This is a genomic window from Clostridium sp. 7_2_43FAA (genome assembly GCF_000158375.2).
Taxonomy (GTDB): Bacteria; Bacillota; Clostridia; order Clostridiales; family Clostridiaceae; genus Clostridium; species Clostridium tertium.
Window position 1 is genome coordinate 648,863 of record NZ_JH815222.1, and the last position, 22,682, is coordinate 671,544.

28 protein-coding genes and 1 riboswitch are annotated in these 22,682 nt (G+C 26.8%); of the genes, 24 read left to right on the top strand and 4 right to left on the bottom strand.

Annotated features, from left to right (window positions below):
- Positions 1-61 precede the first annotated feature (61 nt).
- A complete protein-coding gene (locus tag CSBG_RS04625) occupies positions 62-691 on the bottom strand; it encodes a lysozyme inhibitor LprI family protein (protein WP_008677487.1) in 630 nt (209 codons plus the stop codon).
- A gap of 444 nt (positions 692-1,135) precedes the next feature.
- Between CSBG_RS04625 and CSBG_RS04630 the strand changes: the two genes are divergently transcribed.
- The 19 genes from CSBG_RS04630 to CSBG_RS04715 all read left to right on the top strand — a co-directional run bounded on the left by CSBG_RS04630 (position 1,136) and on the right by CSBG_RS04715 (position 15,749).
- Positions 1,136-1,630 (top strand): dCMP deaminase family protein, encoded by a 495-nt coding sequence (locus tag CSBG_RS04630; protein WP_008677488.1) that lies wholly within the window; start codon positions 1,136-1,138, stop codon positions 1,628-1,630.
- Between the two features lie 180 nt (positions 1,631-1,810).
- Positions 1,811-2,182, top strand: coding sequence for a DUF1232 domain-containing protein (locus tag CSBG_RS04635; protein ID WP_035285035.1), 372 nt, complete (start codon positions 1,811-1,813; stop codon positions 2,180-2,182).
- 137 nt (positions 2,183-2,319) lie between these two features.
- On the top strand, positions 2,320-3,021 hold the full coding sequence (locus tag CSBG_RS04640) for a response regulator transcription factor (protein WP_008677493.1): 702 nt from the start codon (positions 2,320-2,322) through the stop codon (positions 3,019-3,021).
- Positions 3,022-3,079: 58 nt separating this feature from the next.
- Positions 3,080-3,277, top strand: a complete 198-nt coding sequence (locus CSBG_RS04645) for a hypothetical protein (protein ID WP_008677495.1) — start codon at positions 3,080-3,082, stop codon at positions 3,275-3,277.
- Positions 3,278-3,482: 205 nt separating this feature from the next.
- Positions 3,483-3,611, top strand: coding sequence for a HAMP domain-containing histidine kinase (locus CSBG_RS18465; protein ID WP_141396880.1), 129 nt, complete (start codon positions 3,483-3,485; stop codon positions 3,609-3,611).
- Between the two features lie 113 nt (positions 3,612-3,724).
- Entirely contained in the window at positions 3,725-4,858 is a 1,134-nt protein-coding gene (locus CSBG_RS04650; RefSeq protein ID WP_008677497.1) for a glycosyltransferase, read from the top strand.
- A complete protein-coding gene (locus tag CSBG_RS04655) occupies positions 4,794-5,480 on the top strand; it encodes a polysaccharide deacetylase family protein (protein ID WP_008677499.1) in 687 nt (228 codons plus the stop codon). Before CSBG_RS04650 ends, CSBG_RS04655 begins: the two co-directional genes overlap by 65 nt.
- Positions 5,473-6,522 (top strand): lysylphosphatidylglycerol synthase transmembrane domain-containing protein, encoded by a 1,050-nt coding sequence (locus CSBG_RS04660; RefSeq protein WP_008677501.1) that lies wholly within the window; start codon positions 5,473-5,475, stop codon positions 6,520-6,522. The genes CSBG_RS04655 and CSBG_RS04660 overlap by 8 nt, the downstream gene beginning before the upstream one ends.
- 80 nt (positions 6,523-6,602) lie before the next feature.
- Positions 6,603-7,463, top strand: coding sequence for a metallophosphoesterase (locus tag CSBG_RS04665; RefSeq protein ID WP_008677502.1), 861 nt, complete (start codon positions 6,603-6,605; stop codon positions 7,461-7,463).
- A 77-nt stretch (positions 7,464-7,540) separates the two neighbouring features.
- Entirely contained in the window at positions 7,541-7,873 is a 333-nt protein-coding gene (locus tag CSBG_RS04670; RefSeq protein WP_008677504.1) for an antibiotic biosynthesis monooxygenase, read from the top strand.
- A gap of 29 nt (positions 7,874-7,902) precedes the next feature.
- The gene (locus CSBG_RS04675) at positions 7,903-8,637 is read left to right on the top strand and encodes a TatD family hydrolase (protein WP_008677506.1); all 735 of its coding nucleotides are present in this window, start codon (positions 7,903-7,905) and stop codon (positions 8,635-8,637) included.
- Positions 8,638-8,767: 130 nt separating this feature from the next.
- Positions 8,768-9,004: a hypothetical protein gene (locus tag CSBG_RS04680; protein WP_008677508.1), complete on the top strand. Its 237-nt coding sequence runs from the start codon at positions 8,768-8,770 to the stop codon at positions 9,002-9,004.
- Between the two features lie 125 nt (positions 9,005-9,129).
- A riboswitch (TPP riboswitch) is annotated at positions 9,130-9,237 on the top strand.
- 119 nt (positions 9,238-9,356) lie between these two features.
- Positions 9,357-9,647 carry a thiamine-binding protein gene (locus CSBG_RS04685; RefSeq protein ID WP_008677510.1) on the top strand — a complete coding sequence of 97 codons (291 nt, stop codon included), beginning with the start codon at positions 9,357-9,359 and terminating at the stop codon, positions 9,645-9,647.
- Positions 9,619-10,395 (top strand): ABC transporter permease, encoded by a 777-nt coding sequence (locus CSBG_RS04690; protein ID WP_008677511.1) that lies wholly within the window; start codon positions 9,619-9,621, stop codon positions 10,393-10,395. Before CSBG_RS04685 ends, CSBG_RS04690 begins: the two co-directional genes overlap by 29 nt.
- Positions 10,396-10,429: 34 nt before the next feature.
- The gene (locus tag CSBG_RS04695) at positions 10,430-11,434 is read left to right on the top strand and encodes an ABC transporter substrate-binding protein (RefSeq protein WP_008677512.1); all 1,005 of its coding nucleotides are present in this window, start codon (positions 10,430-10,432) and stop codon (positions 11,432-11,434) included.
- Positions 11,415-12,137: an ABC transporter ATP-binding protein gene (locus CSBG_RS04700; protein ID WP_008677513.1), complete on the top strand. Its 723-nt coding sequence runs from the start codon at positions 11,415-11,417 to the stop codon at positions 12,135-12,137. Before CSBG_RS04695 ends, CSBG_RS04700 begins: the two co-directional genes overlap by 20 nt.
- 271 nt (positions 12,138-12,408) lie before the next feature.
- On the top strand, positions 12,409-13,074 hold the full coding sequence (locus CSBG_RS04705; protein WP_008677514.1) for a deoxynucleoside kinase: 666 nt from the start codon (positions 12,409-12,411) through the stop codon (positions 13,072-13,074).
- Positions 13,075-13,502: 428 nt separating this feature from the next.
- Positions 13,503-14,186: an HD domain-containing protein gene (locus tag CSBG_RS04710; RefSeq protein ID WP_008677515.1), complete on the top strand. Its 684-nt coding sequence runs from the start codon at positions 13,503-13,505 to the stop codon at positions 14,184-14,186.
- A 150-nt stretch (positions 14,187-14,336) separates the two neighbouring features.
- Positions 14,337-15,749, top strand: a complete 1,413-nt coding sequence (locus tag CSBG_RS04715; RefSeq protein ID WP_008677516.1) for an MFS transporter — start codon at positions 14,337-14,339, stop codon at positions 15,747-15,749.
- Between the two features lie 430 nt (positions 15,750-16,179).
- Here the strand turns inward: CSBG_RS04715 and CSBG_RS04720 are convergent, their stop codons facing one another.
- The gene (locus CSBG_RS04720; RefSeq protein WP_008677517.1) at positions 16,180-18,084 is read right to left on the bottom strand and encodes an NAD(+) synthase; all 1,905 of its coding nucleotides are present in this window, start codon (positions 18,082-18,084) and stop codon (positions 16,180-16,182) included.
- A gap of 594 nt (positions 18,085-18,678) precedes the next feature.
- Here CSBG_RS04720 and CSBG_RS04725 point away from each other — a divergent pair.
- From CSBG_RS04725 to CSBG_RS04745, 5 genes are all read left to right on the top strand, one after another.
- Entirely contained in the window at positions 18,679-19,110 is a 432-nt protein-coding gene (locus CSBG_RS04725) for an NfeD family protein (RefSeq protein WP_008677518.1), read from the top strand.
- On the top strand, positions 19,111-20,064 hold the full coding sequence (locus tag CSBG_RS04730; protein ID WP_008677519.1) for an SPFH domain-containing protein: 954 nt from the start codon (positions 19,111-19,113) through the stop codon (positions 20,062-20,064). It abuts the gene before it with no gap.
- Between the two features lie 170 nt (positions 20,065-20,234).
- Positions 20,235-21,179 (top strand): amidase domain-containing protein, encoded by a 945-nt coding sequence (locus tag CSBG_RS04735; protein ID WP_008677520.1) that lies wholly within the window; start codon positions 20,235-20,237, stop codon positions 21,177-21,179.
- Between the two features lie 325 nt (positions 21,180-21,504).
- Positions 21,505-21,660, top strand: coding sequence for a zinc-ribbon domain-containing protein (locus CSBG_RS04740; RefSeq protein WP_008677522.1), 156 nt, complete (start codon positions 21,505-21,507; stop codon positions 21,658-21,660).
- Between the two features lie 289 nt (positions 21,661-21,949).
- The gene (locus CSBG_RS04745) at positions 21,950-22,105 is read left to right on the top strand and encodes a zinc-ribbon domain-containing protein (protein ID WP_008677523.1); all 156 of its coding nucleotides are present in this window, start codon (positions 21,950-21,952) and stop codon (positions 22,103-22,105) included.
- Positions 22,106-22,148: 43 nt separating this feature from the next.
- Here CSBG_RS04745 and CSBG_RS04750 read toward each other — a convergent pair whose 3' ends face one another.
- Together CSBG_RS04750 and CSBG_RS04755 are read right to left on the bottom strand one after the other, a co-directional pair.
- On the bottom strand, positions 22,149-22,343 hold the full coding sequence (locus CSBG_RS04750) for a hypothetical protein (protein WP_008677525.1): 195 nt from the start codon (positions 22,341-22,343) through the stop codon (positions 22,149-22,151).
- 15 nt (positions 22,344-22,358) lie between these two features.
- The gene (locus tag CSBG_RS04755; RefSeq protein ID WP_008677528.1) at positions 22,359-22,547 is read right to left on the bottom strand and encodes a hypothetical protein; all 189 of its coding nucleotides are present in this window, start codon (positions 22,545-22,547) and stop codon (positions 22,359-22,361) included.
- Between the last annotated feature and the right edge of the window lie 135 nt (positions 22,548-22,682).

Below are 22,682 nucleotides of genomic sequence, written 5' to 3' on the forward strand. Positions count from 1 at the left end.
AGCCAAATTCAGAAAGTTTTAATTAATGAATTTAGCTACCACATCTCATTGATTTATGAATTTAATCTGTCATATAATTATTAACTAACTCATAACATCTATTTTTAGTTGTTCCGTATAAAGATGAATTATATGCAACAAATTCAAATGATCCACCTTTATATTTTTCAGCTTCATTAGTTGCTGTAGCTTCCTTTTTCTCTATCCATTTAATTTGTTCACTTTGTAAGTTTTGCATTGTTTCTGGTGATAACTGCTCTTTTAGTAAAGCATAAATCTCATTTAATGCTTTGTCATACATATCATAAGAAATTCCATAAAAACTTCTCATAGCATTTGTTATTCCAGCATCTGAATCCTTCTTTTCAGGTAAGGAATCAAGTTCTTTTTGGATATTATCTAATTTTTCTATAAATTCTTTTCTTCTTCCTTCTATTTTAGTTACTGGATTTCTTGGATTAGATTCTTGAGTATTGTAATTTATGTTTTCCTTATTTGGTGAAGAAGATGAATCTGTAGCAGTTATATTATCCTCATTATTAACATCATTTACATCAGGCTTTATTTGTTGATTTTTTTCTTCTATTTTATTTATAGAACTTTCACTTTTTTTACTGTCTTTTGAACATGATACCAAGGTAATTAATGATAATGTTATGATAATAAAAAATAAAATATTTTTAGCTTTCATTAATAATCTCCTTTTGCTTTATCTTTAATTATATTTTCTAATTTTAATAATAATCTATAAAAATTAGTTTTTCATTTTGAAAATTTATTTAGTATTAGGATATGGTTTTAATTTATATAATAGTTCTAATAAATGGCATAATTTTATTATAACATTAATATTAATATTATCCATATATTTGCAAGTTGATTTAGGATATAAATTGCTTTAATATATTAAATCTTACATGATTTGTATTTATTAAATAATATAGAATATTTCAAAATTAATGTTATAATTAAAATATATATCATAAAGTAATTAAAAATCTAGAATTTAAATGAATGAAAAGTATTAGAGGATTTTTAAATAAAATATGTTTTTTATTATTTAAATTCTAAATTTAATAGAATAAAACAACTTAAACTTTTGTTTTTAATTCTAGTTATCTTAGGGGGGATTCAAATGAAAAGAAATGATTACATATCTTGGGATGAATATTTTATGGGGGTTGCAATATTAGCTGGAAAGAGAAGTAAGGATCCTAGTACTCAAGTTGGAGCTTGTATAGTTGATAATGATAATAAAATTTTAAGCCAAGGGTATAATGGACTTCCAAGGGGATGCTCAGATGATGAATTTCCATGGGATAGGGAAGGTCATGTATTAGAAACAAAATATCCATATGTAGTACATGCTGAATTAAATGCTATTTTAAATAGTAGAGGAACTAATCTTTATGGAGCTAAAATTTATGTTGCTTTATTTCCATGTAATGAATGTGCAAAAGCAATAATACAAGCTGGAATAAAAGAAGTTGTATACCTTTCAGATAAATACTCTGACTCAGATAATGTTAAAGCTTCTAAAAGACTATTGAGTGCATCAGGAGTTAAGATGAGAATATTAGAGCCTAAAAATAAGAATATAAATATTTCTTTAGATATAAATGATATTTAGCTAGCGAATTTTATTAATATAGTATTATAAAAATATATTAAAGCTAAATTTGATTTAATAATATAAGTGTATAAAAATATATTAGAAGATGATTTCTACATTATGAAGAAATCGTCTTTTTTCTTTATTCTACTTGGAATTAATTGTATAATATATGTATTAATAAATAGTGAGGGGAAAATGAAATTAAGAGAGTTTTCTAGAAAGATAAAATTAAAAATAAAGGCTGTTTATTTAGCTTATAAGCATAAGGATACTCCAATAGTTGCAAAAATATTTGCAGGAATTACTGTAGGATATGCTTTATCACCAATTGATTTAATACCAGATTTTATTCCTATTTTAGGATATTTAGATGATTTAATAATTTTACCTCTACTTATATACTTATCAATAAAGCTTATACCAAAGGATATTATGAAGGAATGCGAAGAAAAGTCAGAATATCTATGGAAAAGTGGAAAACCAAAAAATTGGAGATATGGAATACCTATAATTATTGTTTGGTCAATAGTTATAGGCTTAATAGTATATAAGTGGTGTATTAAATAGATTTTACTAATATATGAACTTACTAAAGATGAAGTTTTAAACAATTTTTTAATGGTTACAATTTGGAATAATTTAGCGAATATTATTAACAAATATAGTTTATAATAAAAATTAAATAATAGGCTTGGGAGATAAATATGAGAGAGAGTATATTGATTATAGAAGATGACAGAGATATAAGTGAAATACTGAGATTTGCTTTAATAAAGGAAGGATATAAGGTAAAAGTAAATCCAAATGGATTAGAGGTAAAAGATGAAATAAAGAATTTTAATCCAGACCTAATATTACTAGACATAATGTTAAATGATACAGATGGATTTAGTGTTTGTAGAAATATTTCAGGCTATAATATTCCGATAATTATGCTTATAGCAAGAGTTGACATAATGGATAAGATATTGGGATTAGAGCTTGGAGCAGATGATTATATAACGAAACCATTTGATATAAGAGAAGTTATAACAAGAGTTAGAGTTGCTATAAGAAGAAGAGAAGAAATGAAAAAGTTGATTACTTCTAAAGAACAAGAAGAAATACTTGTAGATAATATAGTAATTAATGAAGCTTGCAGAAGTGTTCATGTAAATAATGAAGAGATTCAATTAAAGCCTAAGGAATTTGAATTATTAACATTTCTTTGTAAAAATACAAACAAGGTTCATTCAAGAAATCAATTATTAGATTTAATTTGGGGATATGATTTTTTAGGTGATACAAGAACTGTTGATGTACATATAACAAGATTACGTAAAAAATTAAAAGACAACTTTAATATAGAAACTATTTTTGGAGTAGGTTACATGCTAAAGGAGAAAGATATTAACAATAGGGTGTAAAGTTGGGATAGTTTTAGGGTTTATTTTCATTTTATCAATATTAGAATTTAATTTAATTATGGACAAGTTTTTTAATAAAAATTTTAAAGATCATATATCAAAAGATATGTATAATATTTATAAAGTATTAGCTGAAAATTTAGGAGATTATATAATAATAAATAATTTAGAAAAAGAGAAGATGTTAAAAGAGGATTTTAATAATAAAGTTATGAAATTTATTGTTGAAAGAGTAAATTGTCAAGGGAAGAAATAGGGATATAAAAAACAATGTTAAAACTAGTATATTAACATTGTTTTTTATTAATATTTATTTCAATATACCTTTTATCAGCTGGTATTATAAAACCAATCATAATTTTAAAAGATAAGATTTCTTAAGTATCTATAGGAAATTATTCACAAAAGATAAATAAAACATCAAAAGATGAAATAGGGTAATTATAAATATATTAGACAATATGAGTGAAAAACTGAAATTAAAAGATGAGCAAGAAAAAAATGTATTTAGAAAGATTAATCATGAATTAAAGACATCATTAACTAATATATCAGGATATACACAAATTTTAAGAGAAGAGAATTTTTAGGAAATCTTAAGACTTTATAAAGTTGAAATTAATAATTGAGTGTTATTATTTAAGTAAAGTTTTAATTATCGTTATTATACATTCATCATAAACAAAAGAAAGGAAAGAATTACATGAAAATATTAATTTTAACTAGCCATTTTGGAATGGGGCATTATTGTGCTGCAGAGGCTATTAAGGAAGAATTACTTGAATCTAATACTGATGATATTATTGAGATTGTAGATATTGTAAAGGTATTGTTTCCTATTATGCATAAATTAGTTTATAGATTTTTTACCCTTTTTATCTGTAGATTTTCATGTGTATACAATTTTATAAATAGTTTTGCTATGAAACATGAAAAAACTTGCTTAAAGAGACGAAATTTAAATAAGATAAATTCTTTAATCGAAAAATATAATCCAGATTTAATAATATCTACGTGGTCTGCATGTTCTCGATTTATTTCAACTTATAAGCAGGAGTATGAAGATGATATTCAACTATATACATATATTACGGATATTACAGTTCATGATGGATGGATTGCTAATGGAACTAATATGTATTTTGTAGCAGCGAGAAGCACAATGGAACTCCTTTTATCAAAAGGAGTTGATGCTGAGAAAATTATTATAAATGGAATACCTGTAAGGAAGTATTTTAAAAAGGAAATGAAAGTACAATATATTGATAATAAAAAGAAAATCCTAATAATGGGAGGAGGGCTTGGGTTAATAAGAAACCTTGATAATATATTAGATCAATTATATGAATCAAGAGGGGTTCATATTACAATTATAACTGGTAAAAATAAAAAACTATTAAAAAAGATTAAAAAAGATTACCCTAAAATAGATGTAGTTGGTTATACAGATCAAGTATATAAATATATGGAAAGGTCAGATTTACTAATCACTAAGCCTGGAGGAATTTCAACTTTTGAAGCTATTTATACTACCACACCTTTATATATTATTAAACCATTTTTATCTCAAGAGATTGGAAATGCTGAATTTATTGAAAGAATGCTTATAGGAAAAATTGCTTGGGAAGATAACTCCAACATATCTGAAGATATTATATCTTTAATAAGTAATGAGAGGCTTTTGGAGGAAATGAAATATAATATGCAACTTTTGAAGAATGAAGTTTCTGAATCTAAACTAAAGAAAGTTTACGAAAGGAATATGAAAAAAGATGTGGATAATTGTAATAATATTATATTTAATAGTATATGGAATAATTCCTACATTATTTTATAGAATATGGAATAGAAAACAGAAAAAGAATAGAATAGAAAAAGAAATAGAAAATATATATTTGACATTTGATGACGGCGTTGATAATAAATATACTATAGAAGTTCTTAAAGTCTTAAAGTCTTACCAGGTTCAAGCAACATTCTTTGTTGTAGCAGAATTTGCTAAAAATAATCCTAAAATAATTAAGGCAATTAAAGAAGATGGACATGCAATAGGCCTACATTCATTACAACATAAAAATGAAATTTTTCAGGCACCATGGAATATAAAAAAAGATTTCACAAAAAGTATGGATATATTAAAAGAACTTGGTATTAAACCAAAGTTTTTTAGGCCGCCTTGGGGGCATTTTAGTTTGGCGGCTATAAAGGAAATAAAAAAATTAGATCTAAAGATTGTTCTTTGGAATGTAATTGTAGGAGATTGGAAGGCAAATATAGAATCAACAACGATAGCAGATAGATTGCTTCGTGAAACAGAAAAAGGAGATATTATCTGTCTTCATGATGGACGAGGGAAAAATGATGCTCCTAAAAGAACTGTTGAAGCATTAAAGATAGTTCTTCCAATTTGGAAATCACAAGGAATTACTTTTGGAACTTTGGAGGAACTTTATGAATAAATATAAAAAACTAATAAATTTACTGAAAAATGGTGGATTATTTATAATAATTGTTGTAATAACATTTAAAATGATTTTTTTCAATGCTGACTTTAAAGAGATTATAGAAATAGTGTCAGGTGTAAATTTGTTATATATTGCTGCTGGAATAGCAGCTATGTTTCTTATGGTTCTTTGTGAAGCTATAAATATAAAGCGTAGTTTAAATATCTTTAAAGAAAGGACAACGCTACTTCAATGTGTACAGTATTCATTGACAGGAATTTTTTTCAGTTCTATAACACCTTCAGCAACTGGAGGTCAGCCAATGCAGCTTTATTATATGCATAAAAAAAAGATAGATATTTCTAATGGTATGCTTGCGTTACTGATATGTCTTGCAACATATCAAATTGTTACTGTAGCAATGGCTGTTATGGGAGTAATAATAAAATTTGAATTTTTAAAAGGAACTCTTGGAAAGTTTAGTATATTACTATTTTTAGGGCTTTTGTTAAATGTGTTTTTATTAGTATTAATATTGATATCTATTTTTTCAAAAAAGCTTATTTTTAAAGTCGTGAATTTATGTGTTAAAGTTTTAAAACATATTAACTATCAGAAATCTATAATATTTAATGAAAAAGCCTTAATAGAGATAGAAAAGTATAAAAAGGGTGCAGACTATATTAAAAATGATAAAGTTTTTATAACAAAAACTATTCTTACTACCACGGTTCAAATTTTAGCATTGCATAGCATCCCGTTTTGGATATATAAATCTATTGGAATGTCATCTGTACCTTTAATTCAATTTATTTTGATTCAGTCTACCTTATATATTACAGGAGCAGCATTACCATTGCCAGGGGCTGTAGGAATAGGAGAAAAAGGTTTTTTAATATTTTTTAAGACTTTATTCCCAATTAATCTGATAAGTTCTGCTATGCTGCTTAGTAGAGGGATAAGTTTTTATTTAATGGTTTTAATCAGTGGAATAGGAGTTATGATTTTGCAACTAAATTTAAATAAAAAATTAAAGGATGTAAAAATGAGATTATAAAAGAGATAGTAAATATAATATTATTTAAAAACAATAATCTTATTAATTATGAAGGAACGGTATATAATTATGGTGGGGAAATGAGAGGTTTATGTAAAAGGATGAAGATGTTGATATTAGTAGGTTTATTAATTATAGCATTATATGTGTTTGGCGTTTGGCAAAATAATAGTATTGAAATTTCTAGTTTTAATTACTCAAGCTATGATGTGCCATCTAATTTTAATAACTTTACAATTGTACATATTTCTGATTTGCACAATAAAATGTTTGGGAAAGAGCAATCAAATATATTAGAAAAAATAGAAAAATTATCACCAGATATCATTGTAGTTACAGGTGATTTAATAGATAGGCATAGATATAACTTAGATAAAGCAATGGAATTTATTAATGGTGCAATAGAAATTGCTCCAATTTATTATGTTTCAGGAAATCATGAAGCATGGTCAGGAAAATATCCTGAAATAAAGAATAGATTAATTGAAGCAGGAGTTAATATCATAGATGATACTAAATTAGAGCTTAAAAGAGAAAATAGTACCATATATCTTTTGGGGGTATCTGACCCATCTTTTATTACATCAAATTATATAGAAGGAACTGATATAAGTAATATTGAGGAATATTTAAATAATTGGTCAAGTATTGAAGGATTTAAGATTTTACTTTCACATAGACCAGAGTTATTTGATATATATACTAAAAATAATATAAATTTAGTTTTTTCAGGACATGCTCACGGAGGGCAAATTAGAATTCCATTTATAGGAGGAATTATAGCTCCAAATCAAGGATTTTTCCCTAAATATACTAGTGGAAGTTATAGTAGTGATAAAATTACAATGTTTGTTAGTAGGGGGTTAGGGAATAGTTTATTTCCAGTAAGAGTATTTAATAGACCAGAAATTATATCAGTAACATTAAAAGGACATAATTAAGAAATTATTACTATAGAATGTAAATTTGAAAGAGTTAAGTGTGCTACTTAAATTAGAATTTGAGGAGGTAAATCAAAATGGCGATTACTGTAAACATTTATTATACAGGTAAAAATGGGAATGCTAAAAAATTTGCAGAAGAGATGATCTCAAGTGGAGTTGTAAATGATATTCGTGCCGAAAATGGAAATATACAATACGAATATTTTTTTCCTATGGATGACGAGGAAACTGTACTTTTAATTGATAGGTGGAAAGACCAGCAATCTCTTGATGTACATCATGCTTCATCAATGATGGCAAAAATTACTAGGCTTAGAGAAAAATATGATTTGCATATGAAAGTAGAACGATATATTGCTGATGAATCAGGGGTTGATTTTAAAGACAAAAAATTTATTAGAAACTGAACAAATCAATTAGAATTCATGGAGGAAATATGTATATAGATGCACACACACATTTAGATTTTTTTGAAAAAAATATAGAAAAAGCAATTGAAGATATAAATAAGAATGAAATATTAACCTTAGCTAATAGTATGGATATAGAAAGCTATATGAAAAATAAAGAATACAGTAAACAAAGTGAATTTATTAAACCATGCTTTGGTATTCATCCGTGGAAAGCAGCAGAATATAAAGGAAACTTAGAAAATCTTATACCATACATAAATGAAAGTGAAATAATAGGTGAAATAGGCTTAGATTATGTCTGGGTAGAAGATACAAGTACTTATGAAGCACAAAGAAGAATTTTTAATTTTATATTAAACGAAAGTATTAAAGGAAATAAGTTTGTAAGTATTCATACAAAAGGGGCAGAAGAGGAAATTTATAGTATTCTTAAAAAGAATAATTATAATAAGGCAATTATACATTGGTATAGTGGAGAAATAAGTACTTTAGAAAAATATATTGAACTTGGTTGTTATTTTACAATAAGTGTAGATATAGGTTATTCAGATAAAACTAATGAAATTTTAGATAAAATACCATTAGATAAATTACTTATAGAAACTGATGGACCAACAGCATTAGAATGGGTAAATGGAGAATATGGTTATCCAAGTGCTATAATAGATGTAGCTAAAAAGGTTTCAGATTATAAGAAGATAGAGCTTAATGAATTACTGAAGAGTATAGAGAAAAATTATTCAAAAATCATTAATTAGAATAATTTAATTATAGTAGATGTCGCGAAGCTTATTAATTTTAAATTGTGTGATAGCTCCTATGTATAAATAAAGTAAAATAAAGTCTTGTGTTGAGATATACATTAAATTTGGAAAGGTGAGAAGTTAAATGATGAATCTTATGTTTGTTGGTATACCAATGCTAATTATGATAGCAGTTTTAATTTTATTAGGTATATATGTGTATAAAGTTGTTCAAAATCAAACGTCACCTTTAAAAATTATGATTATTGGAATTTCAGTGATATTATTTTCTATTTTAATTTCAATGGCAACTATAAAAATAATAGTAGGAATTTTAGGACTTATAATTGTGTTATATGGAGCAAATAAAAGAGATACTTAGAATAAGTATGCAATAAGTAATAGACTTCTTAAATTTATTTGATAATAAGTTTCTTTAATTGATAAGGATTATTGATTGACTTGACATTTAGAGTGAATATGCATAAAATGGAATTATAAAAAGTAAATAGAAATCTGGGGGGGCAGTGAACTGCCTGAGATAAAATTGATACTATTTTGACCCATGAACCTGATTTGGATAATGCCAACGTAGGGAGATTATTTGTTATTGAATATAAATATACAAATTGAACTATAAAACAGTATTTCTAATCAGAGATACTGTATTTTTTTACGCTATGGACAAAATAGGATTTATTTACTTTTAAATATATTAAGAGGAGGAAAAGGTTATGTCACTTTGTAATGTAAGTCTTCAAGTTATACCAACAGTAATGGAGGATAGAATTTATCCTGTTGTGGACAAGGTTATTGAGTATATAGAATCTACTGGTGTTAAGTATGAAGTAGGAGCTATGGAAACAACAATGGAGGGTGAACTTGAAGAATTATTAGAAATAGTAAAGAGAGCTCAAGAAATTTGTACTGAAGAAGGTGCATCAAGAGTAGTATCTATGGTTAAAATAGACTATAAAAAAGAAGGCGTGACGATGGATGAAAAGATTAAGAAGTATAGGAAATAAAATAGCACCTATAGTCTTTATTTTAATTTTATTAATTATATGGGAAATTATAGTGAATGTTGGAGGAATAGAAAAGTATATCTTACCTGCTCCAACGGATGTTATAGAAGTATTAATTAAAGATTTTAAAACTATGATACCACATATTTTAGCAACATTATATGAAGGAATGGTAGGATTTTTAATTGCAATAGCATTATCAATTATATTAGCAGTGATTATGGATATGGTTCCATTAATAAAAAGAGCTTTATATCCAGTGCTTGTTATTTCTCAAACTATACCAACAGTTGCTCTTGCACCATTATTTATAATCTGGTTTGGTTTTGGAGCATTACCTAAAATAATAGTTGTAGTTATAGTATGCTTTTTCCCTATAGTAATTAGTATAGTTGATGGGCTTGAAGGTGTAGATAAGGATTTAATAAATCATTTTAAGCTAATGGGAGCATCTAAACTTAATGTATTTTTACATTTAAAGTTACCTTATGGAATGATAAATTTCTTTTCAGGTATGAGAATTGCAGCAACATATAGTATTATGGGAGCTGTAATTGGAGAGTGGCTTGGAGGAGATAAAGGTCTTGGAGTATATATGACAAGAGCAAGAAGTGCATATGCATTAGACAAGATGTTTGCATCAATAGTAATTATAGTAGTTATAAGTATGGGGATATTCCTTTTAGTTTCTTTAATGGAAAAGTTATTTACCCCTTGGAATAATAAAAAACTAAGTATGAAGAAATAAAATTAAGAACAATGAATTTAGAGGTGAAAGAATAATGTTAAAAAAGAAAATTATATCAGTAGTATTAGCATCAGTAACAGCACTTACATTATTTGCTGGATGTAGTAAAAATGATGAAGTAAAAAATTCAGAAGACTTACAAAAGGTAACTGTAATTTTAGATTGGACACCTAATACTAATCATACAGGATTATATGTTGCAAAGGAAAAAGGATATTATAAAGATCTTGGATTAGATGTTGAAATTATACAACCATCAGAAGGTTCATCACTTCAACTTTTAGCTGCTGGTAAAGGAGATTTTGCAGTAAGCTATCAAGAAGATTTAACATATGCAAGAACATCAGATAGTCCACTTCCAGTTAAAGCAATAGCAGCAATAATTCAACATAATACATCAGGCTTTGCGTCTCCAAAAGAAAAGGGAATTGAAACAGTTAAGGATTTTGAAAATAAAGTTTATGGTGGATGGGGAAGTCCATCGGAACAAGCTATATTAAAAGCTGTTATGGAGAAAAATGCAGCTGACTTTAGTAAGTTAAAAATTGTAGATGCAGGGACAGAAGATTTCTTTATAGCGACTAAGAATAATTTGGATTTTGAGTGGACATTTGAAGCGTGGACTAATATTGAAGCTAAGTTAAGAGGCTTTGATATAAACTATATACCAGTTAGAGATTTAGATCCAGCTTTAGATTATTATACACCAATTATTGCAGCAACTGAAGATACTGTTAATAATAAAAAAGATTTAGCTAAGAAGTTTATGGAAGCAACTACTAAGGGATATGAAGAAGCTATAGCAAATCCAGAAGAAAGTGCTAAATTATTGGTAAGTAAAGTACCTGAGATTAGTGAAGAGCTTGCAATAGAAAGTCAAAAGTATCTTGCAGAGAAATATAAGGAAGATACTAATGTATGGGGAGAAATGAAAGATAGCGTTTGGGATAACTATACAAAATTCTTATATGATAATAAATTAATAAATAAGGAAATGAAAGCAAGCGAGGCTTATACAAATGAGTTCTTATCAAAATAAAATTGTGTTAAAAAATATATCTAAATTTTTCGATGATATGGAAATATTAAGAGATATTAATATAGAAGTTAAAGAAGGGGAACTTGTATCTATTCTAGGGCCATCAGGTAGTGGTAAAAGTACAATATTTAATATTTTAACTAATCTCATAAATAGCGATAGGGGAGAAGTAGAAGTAAATGGAGACTTAAGCTACATGTATCAAAAGGATATGATGGTTCCTTGGAAAAAAGTTATAGATAATATAGGAATTCCGATTATATTTAAGGGGAATAGTAAAAAGAATGCAAGGGAAAAAGTAAAAAAGCATATAGATGAATTTGGTCTTAATGGATTTGAATATAAATACCCATCACAATTATCTGGTGGAATGAAGCAAAGAGCAAACTTTTTGAAAACTTATTTAACATCTAATGATATAATGCTTTTAGATGAACCCTTTGGAGCATTAGATTCAATAACAAGAAGAAAGATGCAAAAATGGCTTTTAGATTTAACTAAAGAAATTAATTCAACTATATTATTAATAACTCATGATATAGAGGAGGCAATACTACTTTCTAACAGGATATATATAATATCAGAAAAACCTGCAATAATAAAAGGTGAAATAAAAGTTAATTTGCCTAAAGAAAGAAATGAAGATATAGTTACTAGTGATAAATTTGTGGCTATAAAAAAAGAAGTATTAGAGCTTATGTAAATAAAATATATACAAAAGAACTTGTGAATTAGGTTATAAATGACCTAGTTTACAAGTTCTTTTTATTTTAGATTATCAATATATTGATGAAATCACTGATAATTCAAATAAATATGAATATATAGATTTTAAGAATAGTATAACTACTATATAAGGTGGTTTATAGAAAGAATAAATACTATATATGGTATAAAAATAAAAGTCAAGACTTGAAAGTAAATTTTAAATTATGTAATATAGAGAAAGACAAAAAGTAAAGGATAGGTGAAGCATGTTGATAGTTGTTGGTGGGATGATAGGTCTTGGAAAAAGTTCTGTAGCGGAAATTTTAGGGGAGCACTTTAAATCGGATGTATTTTATGAAAGTGTAGATGATAACCCTATTTTGCCTTTGTTTTATAGTGAAAGTGAAGAAGAAATCCAAAAGAAGAGATATCCATTTTTATTACAACTTTATTTCTTAAACACTAGATTTAAAAGTATAAAAGAAGCATTAGTACATAATAATAACGTTTTAGATAGATCGATTTATGAAGATTGGTACTTTGCTAAGAAAAATATGGAACTTGGCAGAATTAACGACTTAGAAATGAAAATATACGAAGATCTTCTACATAACATGCTAGAAGAATTAGAAGAACTTCCTAAGAAGGCTCCAGATGTAATGGTATATTTAAAAGGTTCTTTCGAGACAGTTTTAAGTAGAATAGCATTAAGAGGAAGAGAATTTGAAATTGATGAAAGCTTAAAGGAATATTATCACTTCCTATGGAAAGATTATGATGCTTGGGTAGAAAATTGTTACAAAGCATCAGAAGTTTTAATAATAGATATGGATAATATGGATGTAGTAAATAACGAAGCTGATAAAGAAAAGCTTATAGAGCTAGTAGAAGAAAAACTTAGAGAAGTTAGAGCTATTGAAGAAATTGCATAATATTTAGTTTTAGAAAGATAGAGGAAATGAATTGCTCTATCTTTTTCTTTTTAATAGAGATTTAAAATGGAGAAAATTTCATGAAAATATTAAAATATTTAGTTTTATGCATATATAAATAATAGACAAAAGTTTTACAAAAAAGCACTTTAAAGTAACTAAAATCAATAACTTAGAAGGGTATCACGTTTCGTGATACTCTTGAAAAAATAATAGGAAAGTGTAAAGGGCGTCGCGTTACGCGACGCCCTTTATAAAAATAAGCTATTAACTTTTTTAGTAAATGTTTTTCTGTGATTTCTCTTTTTTATGTTATAATTATAGCAATTTGTGATTATTTGAAGAGATTAGTTTTTAATAGAAGTAAAAATATGCTTAGTGAGGAGGAAGTAGTAATAAATTATATATAATTTATTACTAAAGTGTTTATGAGAAATCTAAATGAAATAAAAGAGAGAATAAGTAAAGAAAGCAATGATGTATTAGACAATAAAATAGATAAATCTTTACTAAAATACTTAATAGAGAGTATTTTGGAGAATTATAAAACTTTCGATAAGGGACATGGTATAAAACATATAGCAACAGTAATAGATTCATCAATTAAATTGTCAAAATATTTCCCGGTAAATAAAAATATGGTATTAACTATTGCAATATATCACGATTTAGGAATGAGTATAGATAGAAAAACTCATCAAATACATTCGAGAGATATGCTTATAAATGATATTAATCTAAAGAATTGGTTTACTAAAGAAGAGCTTACATTAATGGGAGAAGCATGTGAGGACCATAGAGCATCAAATGCTAATGAACCACGAAGTGTATATGGATATATAATTTCTGATGCTGATAGAACAACAGATATATACGATATGATAGAAAGATGTTATAACTTTTCAAGAAAGAATTATAGTGATTTAAATGAAGAGGAGACATATAGAAGAGTTTATTCACATTTAGTAGAAAAGTATGGTGAAGGTGGATATGCTAAATTCTATTTAGAAGAAAGTAAAGAAGTAATAATGAAACCTTACATAGAAGCACAAGAAATTCTAAAAAAAGAAGAGGATTTCAGAGGTTATTATAATAAAATAATATTAAATTAGAAATTTTATGAAAAGATTAATATTTTAAAGACAATTTCAAAATATTGACGTAGGTTGAATCCTACGTTTTTTTTTATAGATTTTCATTTTCAAAAAAGAGGAGTATTATGTAAGGATTAAATTAAATAGATAGATTTGGAGATGAACGATATGAAGATGAAAAAAGAGTGGTCTATACTACTTACTGTATTGCCTATGACTTTTATGACTACCCTTGATAGTAGTATAGTAAATGTAGCTCTACCAACAATGGCCAAAGATCTTGGGACAACAATGGCTGGAATTGAATGGGTGGTTACAAGTTATTTAATAACTATATGCGCGACTATTCTTTTGTTTGGTAGATTTGGAGATATAATTGGGAAAAGTAAGGTATTTAAGATTGGAATAGGAGTTTTTACTTTAGGTTCACTTCTTTGTGGATTATCCAATAGCCTTCTAATGCTTATTATATCTAGAATAATTCAAGCAATAGGGGCAGCGGCAGCAATGGCAACTAATCAAGGGATAATTACAGAAACATTTCCTACTACAGAAAGAGGAAGAGCTCTTGGGATGACAGGAACAGCTGTAGCTTTAGGAACTATGGTAGGACCAACATTAGGAGGCTTGATAGTATCAGTAGCTCCTTGGGAATACATATTTTTAATAAATATACCTATAGGGATTTTAGTTTATATTGGAGTAGTGAAAGTATTGAACTTTAAAAAGGTTAAAGAAAAAGTTCCATTTGATATAAAAGGAACTATTTTATTTATGCTTTCAATAATATTATTATTTACATCTATAAATTTTGGTCAAAGTTTGGGATATACAAATCCTATAATTATAGGAGCATTTATACTTTCTTTAGTATTATTATTTATATTTATAAAGATAGAGCAAAAAATATTAAGTCCTATGCTAGATATAAGTATATTTAGAAATAAACTATTTTCGCTAAGCATATTTTGTGGATTTACATCATTTGTAGCTATAGGTGCAATAAACATAATATTACCATTCTATTATCAAGATGTATTAAAGCTTAGTCCAAGTGCAGCAGGATTTATGATGACAGTTTCGCCAATAATATTAGCTATTGTTGCACCTATAAGTGGGCATCTTTCAGATAAAATGGGAAGTGAAAAAATATCTGCGATAGGATTAAGTATTTTAACCATAGGTGTATTTTGCTTAACTATATTTACAGAATATACATCACTTATAGTTGTTGCAATATTTGTAGGATTATTATCTTTCGGAAGTGGAATATTCCAATCACCAAATAATTCATTGATAATGTCAACAGTAGACAAAACTAAGCTTGGAATTGCAGGAAGTATAAATGGATTAGTAAGAAATTTAGGTACAACAACTGGAATAGCTCTTTCTACAAGTCTTTTATATAGTAGAATGAGCAGTAAAATTGGATATAAAGTAACAGGATACATAGAAGGAAGAGCAGATGCTTTTATATATGGTATGAGATTTGTATTTGTTGGAATAGGTTGTATTTGTTTAGTTGGAGCTGTTTTAACATTACTTAGAGTTATAAACAAAAAATCAAAGCTAGTAAGTTGATTAAATTTATAAATATATTAGTAGAGATATAGAATTGTAAAAAAAAATCTATATCTTTTTTTATGAATCGAAAAGTATAAGAGTTTAGAATTTTAAGATTCTATATAGACACTGTACTTTTTTCTCTAAAGATAATTTAAGTTTATTAATACCATTAAGAATTACTGTTCTAAAACTAAGCATTAATTTATATAATTTACTGACTAATTAACTCAATTTATGTTTATAAAAAATCACATTATGTGGAGGTCTGCATTATTACAAGGTATTAGAGTTTTATAATTGATTGTTTTAAATTTTCGTTAAGAATTTCCATTGTTTGAGCGAATGCGAGTTATGGAAATTTAGAAAATTTAAATAAGATCAATTATAAAAACTCTTACCGAAGTAATATTAGCATTGCCGAAGCATAATGTGATTCTTTTATAATTTACTTAAAAGAGTTAAAGGAAGCATCAGAAGGCATTCTCCAATCACCACGTGGACTCAATGATATACTTCCAACTTTAGGTCCATCTGGTAAAGCACTTCTCTTAAATTGTTGTGTAAAGAATCTATAAATAAATTTATCAAGCCATTTAGCAATTTCTTCTTTGCTATAATCATCTTTAAATGCTTTTTCTGCAAGAAGCTTTATTCTTTCTTTTGAAGAACCATTTTTAATAAAGTGATATAAGAAGAAGTCATGCAGTTCATAAGGACCAACTATATCCTCAGTTTTTTGTGTAATTTCACCTTTATCACTCTTAGGTAAAAGTTCAGGACTAACTGGAGTATCTAATATATCTAAAAGTGTATCTGAAACTTCAGTAGAAGATTCTTTTTCTGCTACATATCTAACTAAGTATCTAACTAGAGTTTTTGGTATTGATGGATTAACAGAATACATACTCATATGATCTCCATTATAAGTACACCATCCAAGAGCTAATTCAGAAAGATCTCCTGTTCCAATTAATAGTCCACCTTCTTTATTAGCTAAATCCATAAGAATTTGAGTTCTTTCTCTAGCTTGAACATTTTCATATGTAACATCATGAATGTCTTTATCATGACCAATATCTTCAAAGTGTTGAAGAGCAGCTTTTACTATATTAATTTCTCTTAAATCGCAACCTAATTCCTTACATAATGTTAAAGCATTATTATAAGTTCTATCAGTAGTTCCAAAACCAGGCATTGTTATAGTAACAATATTTTTATTATCTAAACCTAGTAATTCAAAAGTTTTAACTACTACAAGTAAAGCTAAAGTAGAATCAAGTCCTCCTGAAATGCCTATAACAGCTTTCTTTAAGTTAGTATGCTCCATTCTTTTAGCTAAAGCAGCAGCTTGAATATTAAATATTTCCTTACATCTTTCTTCACGCAATTTAGCATTAGAAGGAACGAAAGGATGCTTATCTATAAATCTATCGAAGTTATTTATTGTAGTATTCATATAATTAAAGTTTATTACTTCAGCTTCGAATGGAACTATTCTTGAAGCATCTCTAAAGCTTATATTTTTAAGCCTTTCACTATTTAATCTAAATACATCTATACAAGAATAGATAACTTCATTATTTCTTTGGAATCTTTCATTTTCTTTAAGCATAGTACCATTTTCGGCAATTAACATATGTCCACTAAATAAAAGATCTGTTGTGGATTCGTGAACTCCAGCAGAAGAATAAATATAAGCAGACATACATCTAGCACTTTGATTAGATATAAGAGCTTCCCTATAATCTTTTTTACTTACAAGTTCATTAGAAGCTGAAAGATTTCCTATTATATTTGCACCAAGAAGTGAAAGATACGAACTTGGAGGAATTGTAACCCAAAGGTCTTCACAAATTTCAAATCCAAAACTATATCTTCCAGAGGTGAAAATTAAATTAGTTCCAAATGGAACATCCTTTTGAAAAGCAAAATCTACTTTTTCATCTATTATTCCAAGACCTTCACTAAACCAGCGTTTTTCATAGAATTCACTATAGTTTGGAATATATGATTTTGGAACTATTCCAAGAAGTTTTCCATCAAAAATTATGTAAGCACAATTAAATAATACATTTTTAAAGCTTAAAGGAGCACCTATAGCAATTAGCATATCTAGACCAGCACTCTTTTTAATTAATTTTTCTATCGCCAAGTTAGCTTTTTCTAATAAGCTATATTGCATAAATAAATCACTACAAGTATATGAGGTAATTGCTAATTCAGGAAAAACTATTGATTTAGCTCCGTTTTTATATGCTTCATCTAAACAAATAAGTATATTTTCTAAATTATAGTCTATGTCGGCTACACGAGTCATAGGACATGCAGCTGCAACTTTTATAAAATCCATAAAATCTCTCCAATCCATATTAAATTAAATACTACTAATATATAAATAGTGTAACTCTTTTTTTATTTAAAATTCACAGTGATAATTAGATTTAAACTAAATGATTTTTTAATAAATAAAAGTTAATAATAAAAGTAATTAGTAACTTTTAAAATGATAATATTGTAAATAACAATTATAACTATGTAATTTATCATAAAAGTTTAATATTCAACCAAATTACAACCAAGCTATAAGAATTTATCATGAATTAAGTTAATATTTTAGAACTTATAGCAAAAGTTACATAAGATATAAATTTAATATTTATTTAAATAAGTATATTAACCATTTAATATATTATTAAGGTTAATTATATAACTTGCTAATTAAAATATATATTTAAATAATAAAAGGAAAACTCTAGAAAATCAATGATAATAGAAGAAAGATGTACTAAAAAGTAATTAAAGGTTATAAAATACTATATAAAAAGATAAAAAAGATATTGTAATATAGTAAAAAGTATATTATAATAATTTCATAAGTTAATCGAATTCAAATTTTTACTAAAAAATGATATAATATTCTTAAAGAATAAAGGAGGGGGAAATAATGAGTGCGGTAATTTTTTGGATTATAGTTGCAGCAGTGGTAATTGCTATAGATATGGTAACAAGTAATTTCTTATTTGCATGGTTTGCTGTAGGAGCATTTGTTGCAATGATAGCTGATTTACTAGGCGTAACATTTGGAGTTCAAGTAGTACTTTTCTTAGTCGTAAATCTAATAACTGTTTCAGTAGGTTATCCATGGGCTAAACGTAAGTTTAAAGAAGGTGTTAAACGAACACCTTTAATGGAAGAAAATTATATAGGAAGAGTTATGAAAGCAGAAGAAGACATAGTAGATAGAGCTAAAATAAAAGTGGACGGGATATACTGGACTGTACAAAATTTAGGAGAAGTGATAAAGAAAGACGAAAGTTTTAAAATCACAGGTATAGAAGGTATTAAATTAATAATTAAAAAAGAGGAGGAAGTTTAGATGGATAATTTAATAGGATTAATAATTACAGGGGTAGTAGTACTTTTTGTATTAATAGTAATCTTATCATCAATTAAAATCGTAAACACAGGATACTTATATGTTGTAGAAAGGTTTGGTCAATACCACAAAACTTTAGAACCAGGATGGCACTTCTTAATTCCTTTTGCAGATTTTGTTAGAAAAAAAGTTTCAACAAAACAACAAATTTTAGATGTACCACCACAATCAGTTATTACGAAAGATAATGTTAAAATATCTGTAGATAACGTTATATTCTATAAACTATTAAATGCTAAAGATGCTGTTTATAACATTGAAGATTATAGATCAGGTATAGTATATTCAGCAACAACTAATATGAGAAATATTTTAGGTAATATGAGTTTAGATGAAATATTATCAGGAAGAGATAAGATTAACCAAGATCTTTTAAGTATTATAGATGAAGTTACAGATGCATATGGTATAAAAATACTTTCTGTTGAAATTAAAAATATAATCCCTCCAACAGAAATTCAAGAAGCTATGGAAAAGCAAATGAAAGCAGAAAGAAATAAGAGAGCTATGATTCTTGAAGCAGAAGGTCAAAGACAATCTCAAATAGAAAAAGCAGAAGGGGAAAAGAGAGGTAAGATACTTGCAGCAGAAGCTGAAAAAGAAGCAAATATCAGAAGAGCTGAAGGTCTAAAAGAATCTCAATTACTTGAAGCAGAAGGTAAAGCTAAGGCTATAGAAGAAATAGCTATAGCAGAAGCAGAAGCTATAAGAAAGGTGAACCAAGCAATTATAGAATCAGGTACTAATGAAACAGTTATAGCTTTAAAACAAGTTGAAGCTCTTAAAGAAATGGCTAATAATCCAGCTAATAAGCTTATATTACCAAATGAAACTTTATCTTCACTTGGAAGTATTGCAGCTATAGGTGAAATGCTTAAAGGAAGCAAAGAATAATTAGCATCTTGTTAAGTAAAGTAATGAAAAATAAAAAATGAAAAAGTGAAAAGAGTTGAGGAAAAAAACCTCAACTCTTTTTGTTTTTTATTAAATAATCATTTTGTAATAAAATTTAATTTATTTCTAAGACTATATAATGAAGTTTAAATTAGTATGGAGAAATAAATATGAAGAAAATAATCAAAAGAAAACTAGGTTTATTTTTAGGTGTTATTTCATTTTTAAGTGTTTTTAGTTTTAGCATACGTGTAAAGTCATTATCAAATGAAATTAAAAATAATCATTATAATAGAGAGCTAGCACGAGAATATGCAATAAAATGGGCAACATCATCAAATAGTAAGTATTATAATTATGTTAATGAAGGGGGAGATTGCACTAATTTTGTATCTCAAGTTTTAAGAGCTGGAGGAATAGAATTTGTTGGATCTAAATCAACTGCAACAAGTATAAAATCGTGGTTTTACTATTCGCCTAATTTACCTAATAGAAGTTCAACATGGACAGCAGCACAGCCATTTCATTTACATTTTGGAAAAGAATATAAAAGAGCTCATTCATATAAAGAATATAAAATAATAGATGCATTAGTAAATTGGAATGAAATTTATCTAAGTTTATTACCAGGAGACATAGTTCAGTATTCTAGACCTAATAATATTACGTTTCATTCACAAGCAATTACTGATTTAATAGATAAAAATCAAACTATATATTTTTGTCAACATTCTAATTCTATGGAGAACTTTAGAAGGAATGGAAACCTTAGATACTATTTGATGGGAAAGCCAAATGATTATAACTTTTATGTATATAAGATAAAAGATGATAGTGGAAGAACATCAATTGAATTAAATTATGATAGTACAGACACCATAAAAGATAATCAAACAGATGAAGATTATAGAAAAGAATTAATTGAAGCCATAGATATAATTAAGTTAAGCTTAGAAGATACTAGATTTGATAATGAAGAAAATAATAGCAAAGAAACAGATGAATTTATTAAAAAAATGGAAAGTAGAATAGAAGAAGTAGAGTTTTATATAAATTCTAGAGATAAAACTCCAAAAGAACTATTAGAAAGATTATGTGACAGACAAGGGTTATAGTAAAAAATAGTATATATCGAAAATAAAAGATATTTATATGTAAAATAAAATTCTTATAAAACAAAGAATATAAATATATAAATATGATAAGAATAAAAAATGACCCGATAGGGTTACGTAGGTTTCTTTGCCGGTAGTTAAAGCTACCGGTATTTTTTTGTAAAATAAATAAAAAAGTAGTAGCTTTTTATATTTAAGTATGTTATTATTAATGAGTAGTCGATAAGACTAATAATATTTTGTTTAAAGATTTTGAAAGATAATGATATTCTCCGTTATAGAGATTAGTAGTTACTTGAATAGTCTTTAGAATGGAGGATTTAAAATGGAAGATAAGAAATTAGTATGTAAAGATTGTGGTTCAGAATTCGTATTCACAGTAGGAGAACAAGAATTCTACAAAGAAAAAGGATTTGACAACGAACCAGTAAGATGTGCTGATTGTAGAAGAGCAAGAAAAGCTCAAAACAACAGAAGATAGTTATGACTAATTTAAGCTATAGGTTTCCTATAGCTTTTATTTTTGCTTTGATTTTTAAACTATACAAAATAGACATATTATGTTGACAAATGTTAATATATATTAACATATAAATATTAAATTATTAATTAATATATTAAAAACTACTAGCAAAAAATATATATATATGATAAAATATCATAGTAGGTCATAAGACTTCGAAATATTTGTTTAAAGATTGAATAGAAATTAGCTTTCTCCATTGTAGAGATTTGTTGATTATATTGGTCTTTAGAATGGAGGATTTAAAATGGAAGATAAGAAAATAATTTGTAAAGATTGCGGTAAAGAATTCGTATTCACAGTAGGAGAACAAGAATTCTACAAAGAAAAAGGATTCGATAACGAACCAGTAAGATGCATCGATTGCAGAAGAGCAAGAAAAGCTCAAAACAACAGAAGATAGTTAACTGAAGACTGTAGGATTTCCCTACAGTCTTTTTATTTTGCTAATCTTTAAATCCATAAGTTGAAGTTCTTGTTGCATGTAATGCTTCATTAACATTTGCTAAAGTATCTTGGATAAGTTGCTTATTATCATCTTGTTCTACAGATTTAATAGCATCATGCAATAATTGCTGAGCATGCGTAACATCAGAAAGAGCACATTTTAATTCATCTTTTGCATTTGCCTTATGTCCCATGTTAAATACCTCCTCCTAATCTTTATAATTTTTTAAAGCAGTTTGTGCAGAATCTACAGCACTACCTATAGCTTCAAGGGCAGTATGAATTTCATTTCTATTATGATTTTCTTCTGCATGTAAATAAGCAGTGTTTAGATGATTTTGACATGAGGAAAGCTCATCTAAAGCTATTATTAAATTTTCTTTTGCATTATGCTTCATATTAACACCACCTTAAATTATATCCATATTAGTTTGTGTAAAAATGATATTTAAATAACAAATATTAAAAAATAATTAGAAATAAATAATAGATAAATTGGAAAAAAACAGATATAAACTAATTTATAAATATAT

Bases quoted from the DNA above. Each gene is read 5' to 3' on its own strand.
- CSBG_RS04625 (WP_008677487.1), bottom strand. From the start codon at position 691: ATGAAAGCTAAAAATATTTTATTTTTTATTATCATAACATTATCATTA.
- CSBG_RS04630 (WP_008677488.1), top strand. From the start codon at position 1,136: ATGAAAAGAAATGATTACATATCTTGGGATGAATATTTTATGGGGGTT.
- CSBG_RS04635 (WP_035285035.1), top strand. From the start codon at position 1,811: ATGAAATTAAGAGAGTTTTCTAGAAAGATAAAATTAAAAATAAAGGCT.
- CSBG_RS04640 (WP_008677493.1), top strand. From the start codon at position 2,320: ATGAGAGAGAGTATATTGATTATAGAAGATGACAGAGATATAAGTGAA.
- CSBG_RS04645 (WP_008677495.1), top strand. From the start codon at position 3,080: ATGGACAAGTTTTTTAATAAAAATTTTAAAGATCATATATCAAAAGAT.
- CSBG_RS18465 (WP_141396880.1), top strand. From the start codon at position 3,483: ATGAGTGAAAAACTGAAATTAAAAGATGAGCAAGAAAAAAATGTATTT.
- CSBG_RS04650 (WP_008677497.1), top strand. From the start codon at position 3,725: ATGAAAATATTAATTTTAACTAGCCATTTTGGAATGGGGCATTATTGT.
- CSBG_RS04655 (WP_008677499.1), top strand. From the start codon at position 4,794: ATGTGGATAATTGTAATAATATTATATTTAATAGTATATGGAATAATT.
- CSBG_RS04660 (WP_008677501.1), top strand. From the start codon at position 5,473: ATGAATAAATATAAAAAACTAATAAATTTACTGAAAAATGGTGGATTA.
- CSBG_RS04665 (WP_008677502.1), top strand. From the start codon at position 6,603: ATGAGAGGTTTATGTAAAAGGATGAAGATGTTGATATTAGTAGGTTTA.
- CSBG_RS04670 (WP_008677504.1), top strand. From the start codon at position 7,541: ATGGCGATTACTGTAAACATTTATTATACAGGTAAAAATGGGAATGCT.
- CSBG_RS04675 (WP_008677506.1), top strand. From the start codon at position 7,903: ATGTATATAGATGCACACACACATTTAGATTTTTTTGAAAAAAATATA.
- CSBG_RS04680 (WP_008677508.1), top strand. From the start codon at position 8,768: ATGATGAATCTTATGTTTGTTGGTATACCAATGCTAATTATGATAGCA.
- CSBG_RS04685 (WP_008677510.1), top strand. From the start codon at position 9,357: ATGTCACTTTGTAATGTAAGTCTTCAAGTTATACCAACAGTAATGGAG.
- CSBG_RS04690 (WP_008677511.1), top strand. From the start codon at position 9,619: ATGAAAAGATTAAGAAGTATAGGAAATAAAATAGCACCTATAGTCTTT.
- CSBG_RS04695 (WP_008677512.1), top strand. From the start codon at position 10,430: ATGTTAAAAAAGAAAATTATATCAGTAGTATTAGCATCAGTAACAGCA.
- CSBG_RS04700 (WP_008677513.1), top strand. From the start codon at position 11,415: ATGAGTTCTTATCAAAATAAAATTGTGTTAAAAAATATATCTAAATTT.
- CSBG_RS04705 (WP_008677514.1), top strand. From the start codon at position 12,409: ATGTTGATAGTTGTTGGTGGGATGATAGGTCTTGGAAAAAGTTCTGTA.
- CSBG_RS04710 (WP_008677515.1), top strand. From the start codon at position 13,503: ATGAGAAATCTAAATGAAATAAAAGAGAGAATAAGTAAAGAAAGCAAT.
- CSBG_RS04715 (WP_008677516.1), top strand. From the start codon at position 14,337: ATGAAGATGAAAAAAGAGTGGTCTATACTACTTACTGTATTGCCTATG.
- CSBG_RS04720 (WP_008677517.1), bottom strand. From the start codon at position 18,084: ATGGATTTTATAAAAGTTGCAGCTGCATGTCCTATGACTCGTGTAGCC.
- CSBG_RS04725 (WP_008677518.1), top strand. From the start codon at position 18,679: ATGAGTGCGGTAATTTTTTGGATTATAGTTGCAGCAGTGGTAATTGCT.
- CSBG_RS04730 (WP_008677519.1), top strand. From the start codon at position 19,111: ATGGATAATTTAATAGGATTAATAATTACAGGGGTAGTAGTACTTTTT.
- CSBG_RS04735 (WP_008677520.1), top strand. From the start codon at position 20,235: ATGAAGAAAATAATCAAAAGAAAACTAGGTTTATTTTTAGGTGTTATT.
- CSBG_RS04740 (WP_008677522.1), top strand. From the start codon at position 21,505: ATGGAAGATAAGAAATTAGTATGTAAAGATTGTGGTTCAGAATTCGTA.
- CSBG_RS04745 (WP_008677523.1), top strand. From the start codon at position 21,950: ATGGAAGATAAGAAAATAATTTGTAAAGATTGCGGTAAAGAATTCGTA.
- CSBG_RS04750 (WP_008677525.1), bottom strand. From the start codon at position 22,343: ATGGGACATAAGGCAAATGCAAAAGATGAATTAAAATGTGCTCTTTCT.
- CSBG_RS04755 (WP_008677528.1), bottom strand. From the start codon at position 22,547: ATGAAGCATAATGCAAAAGAAAATTTAATAATAGCTTTAGATGAGCTT.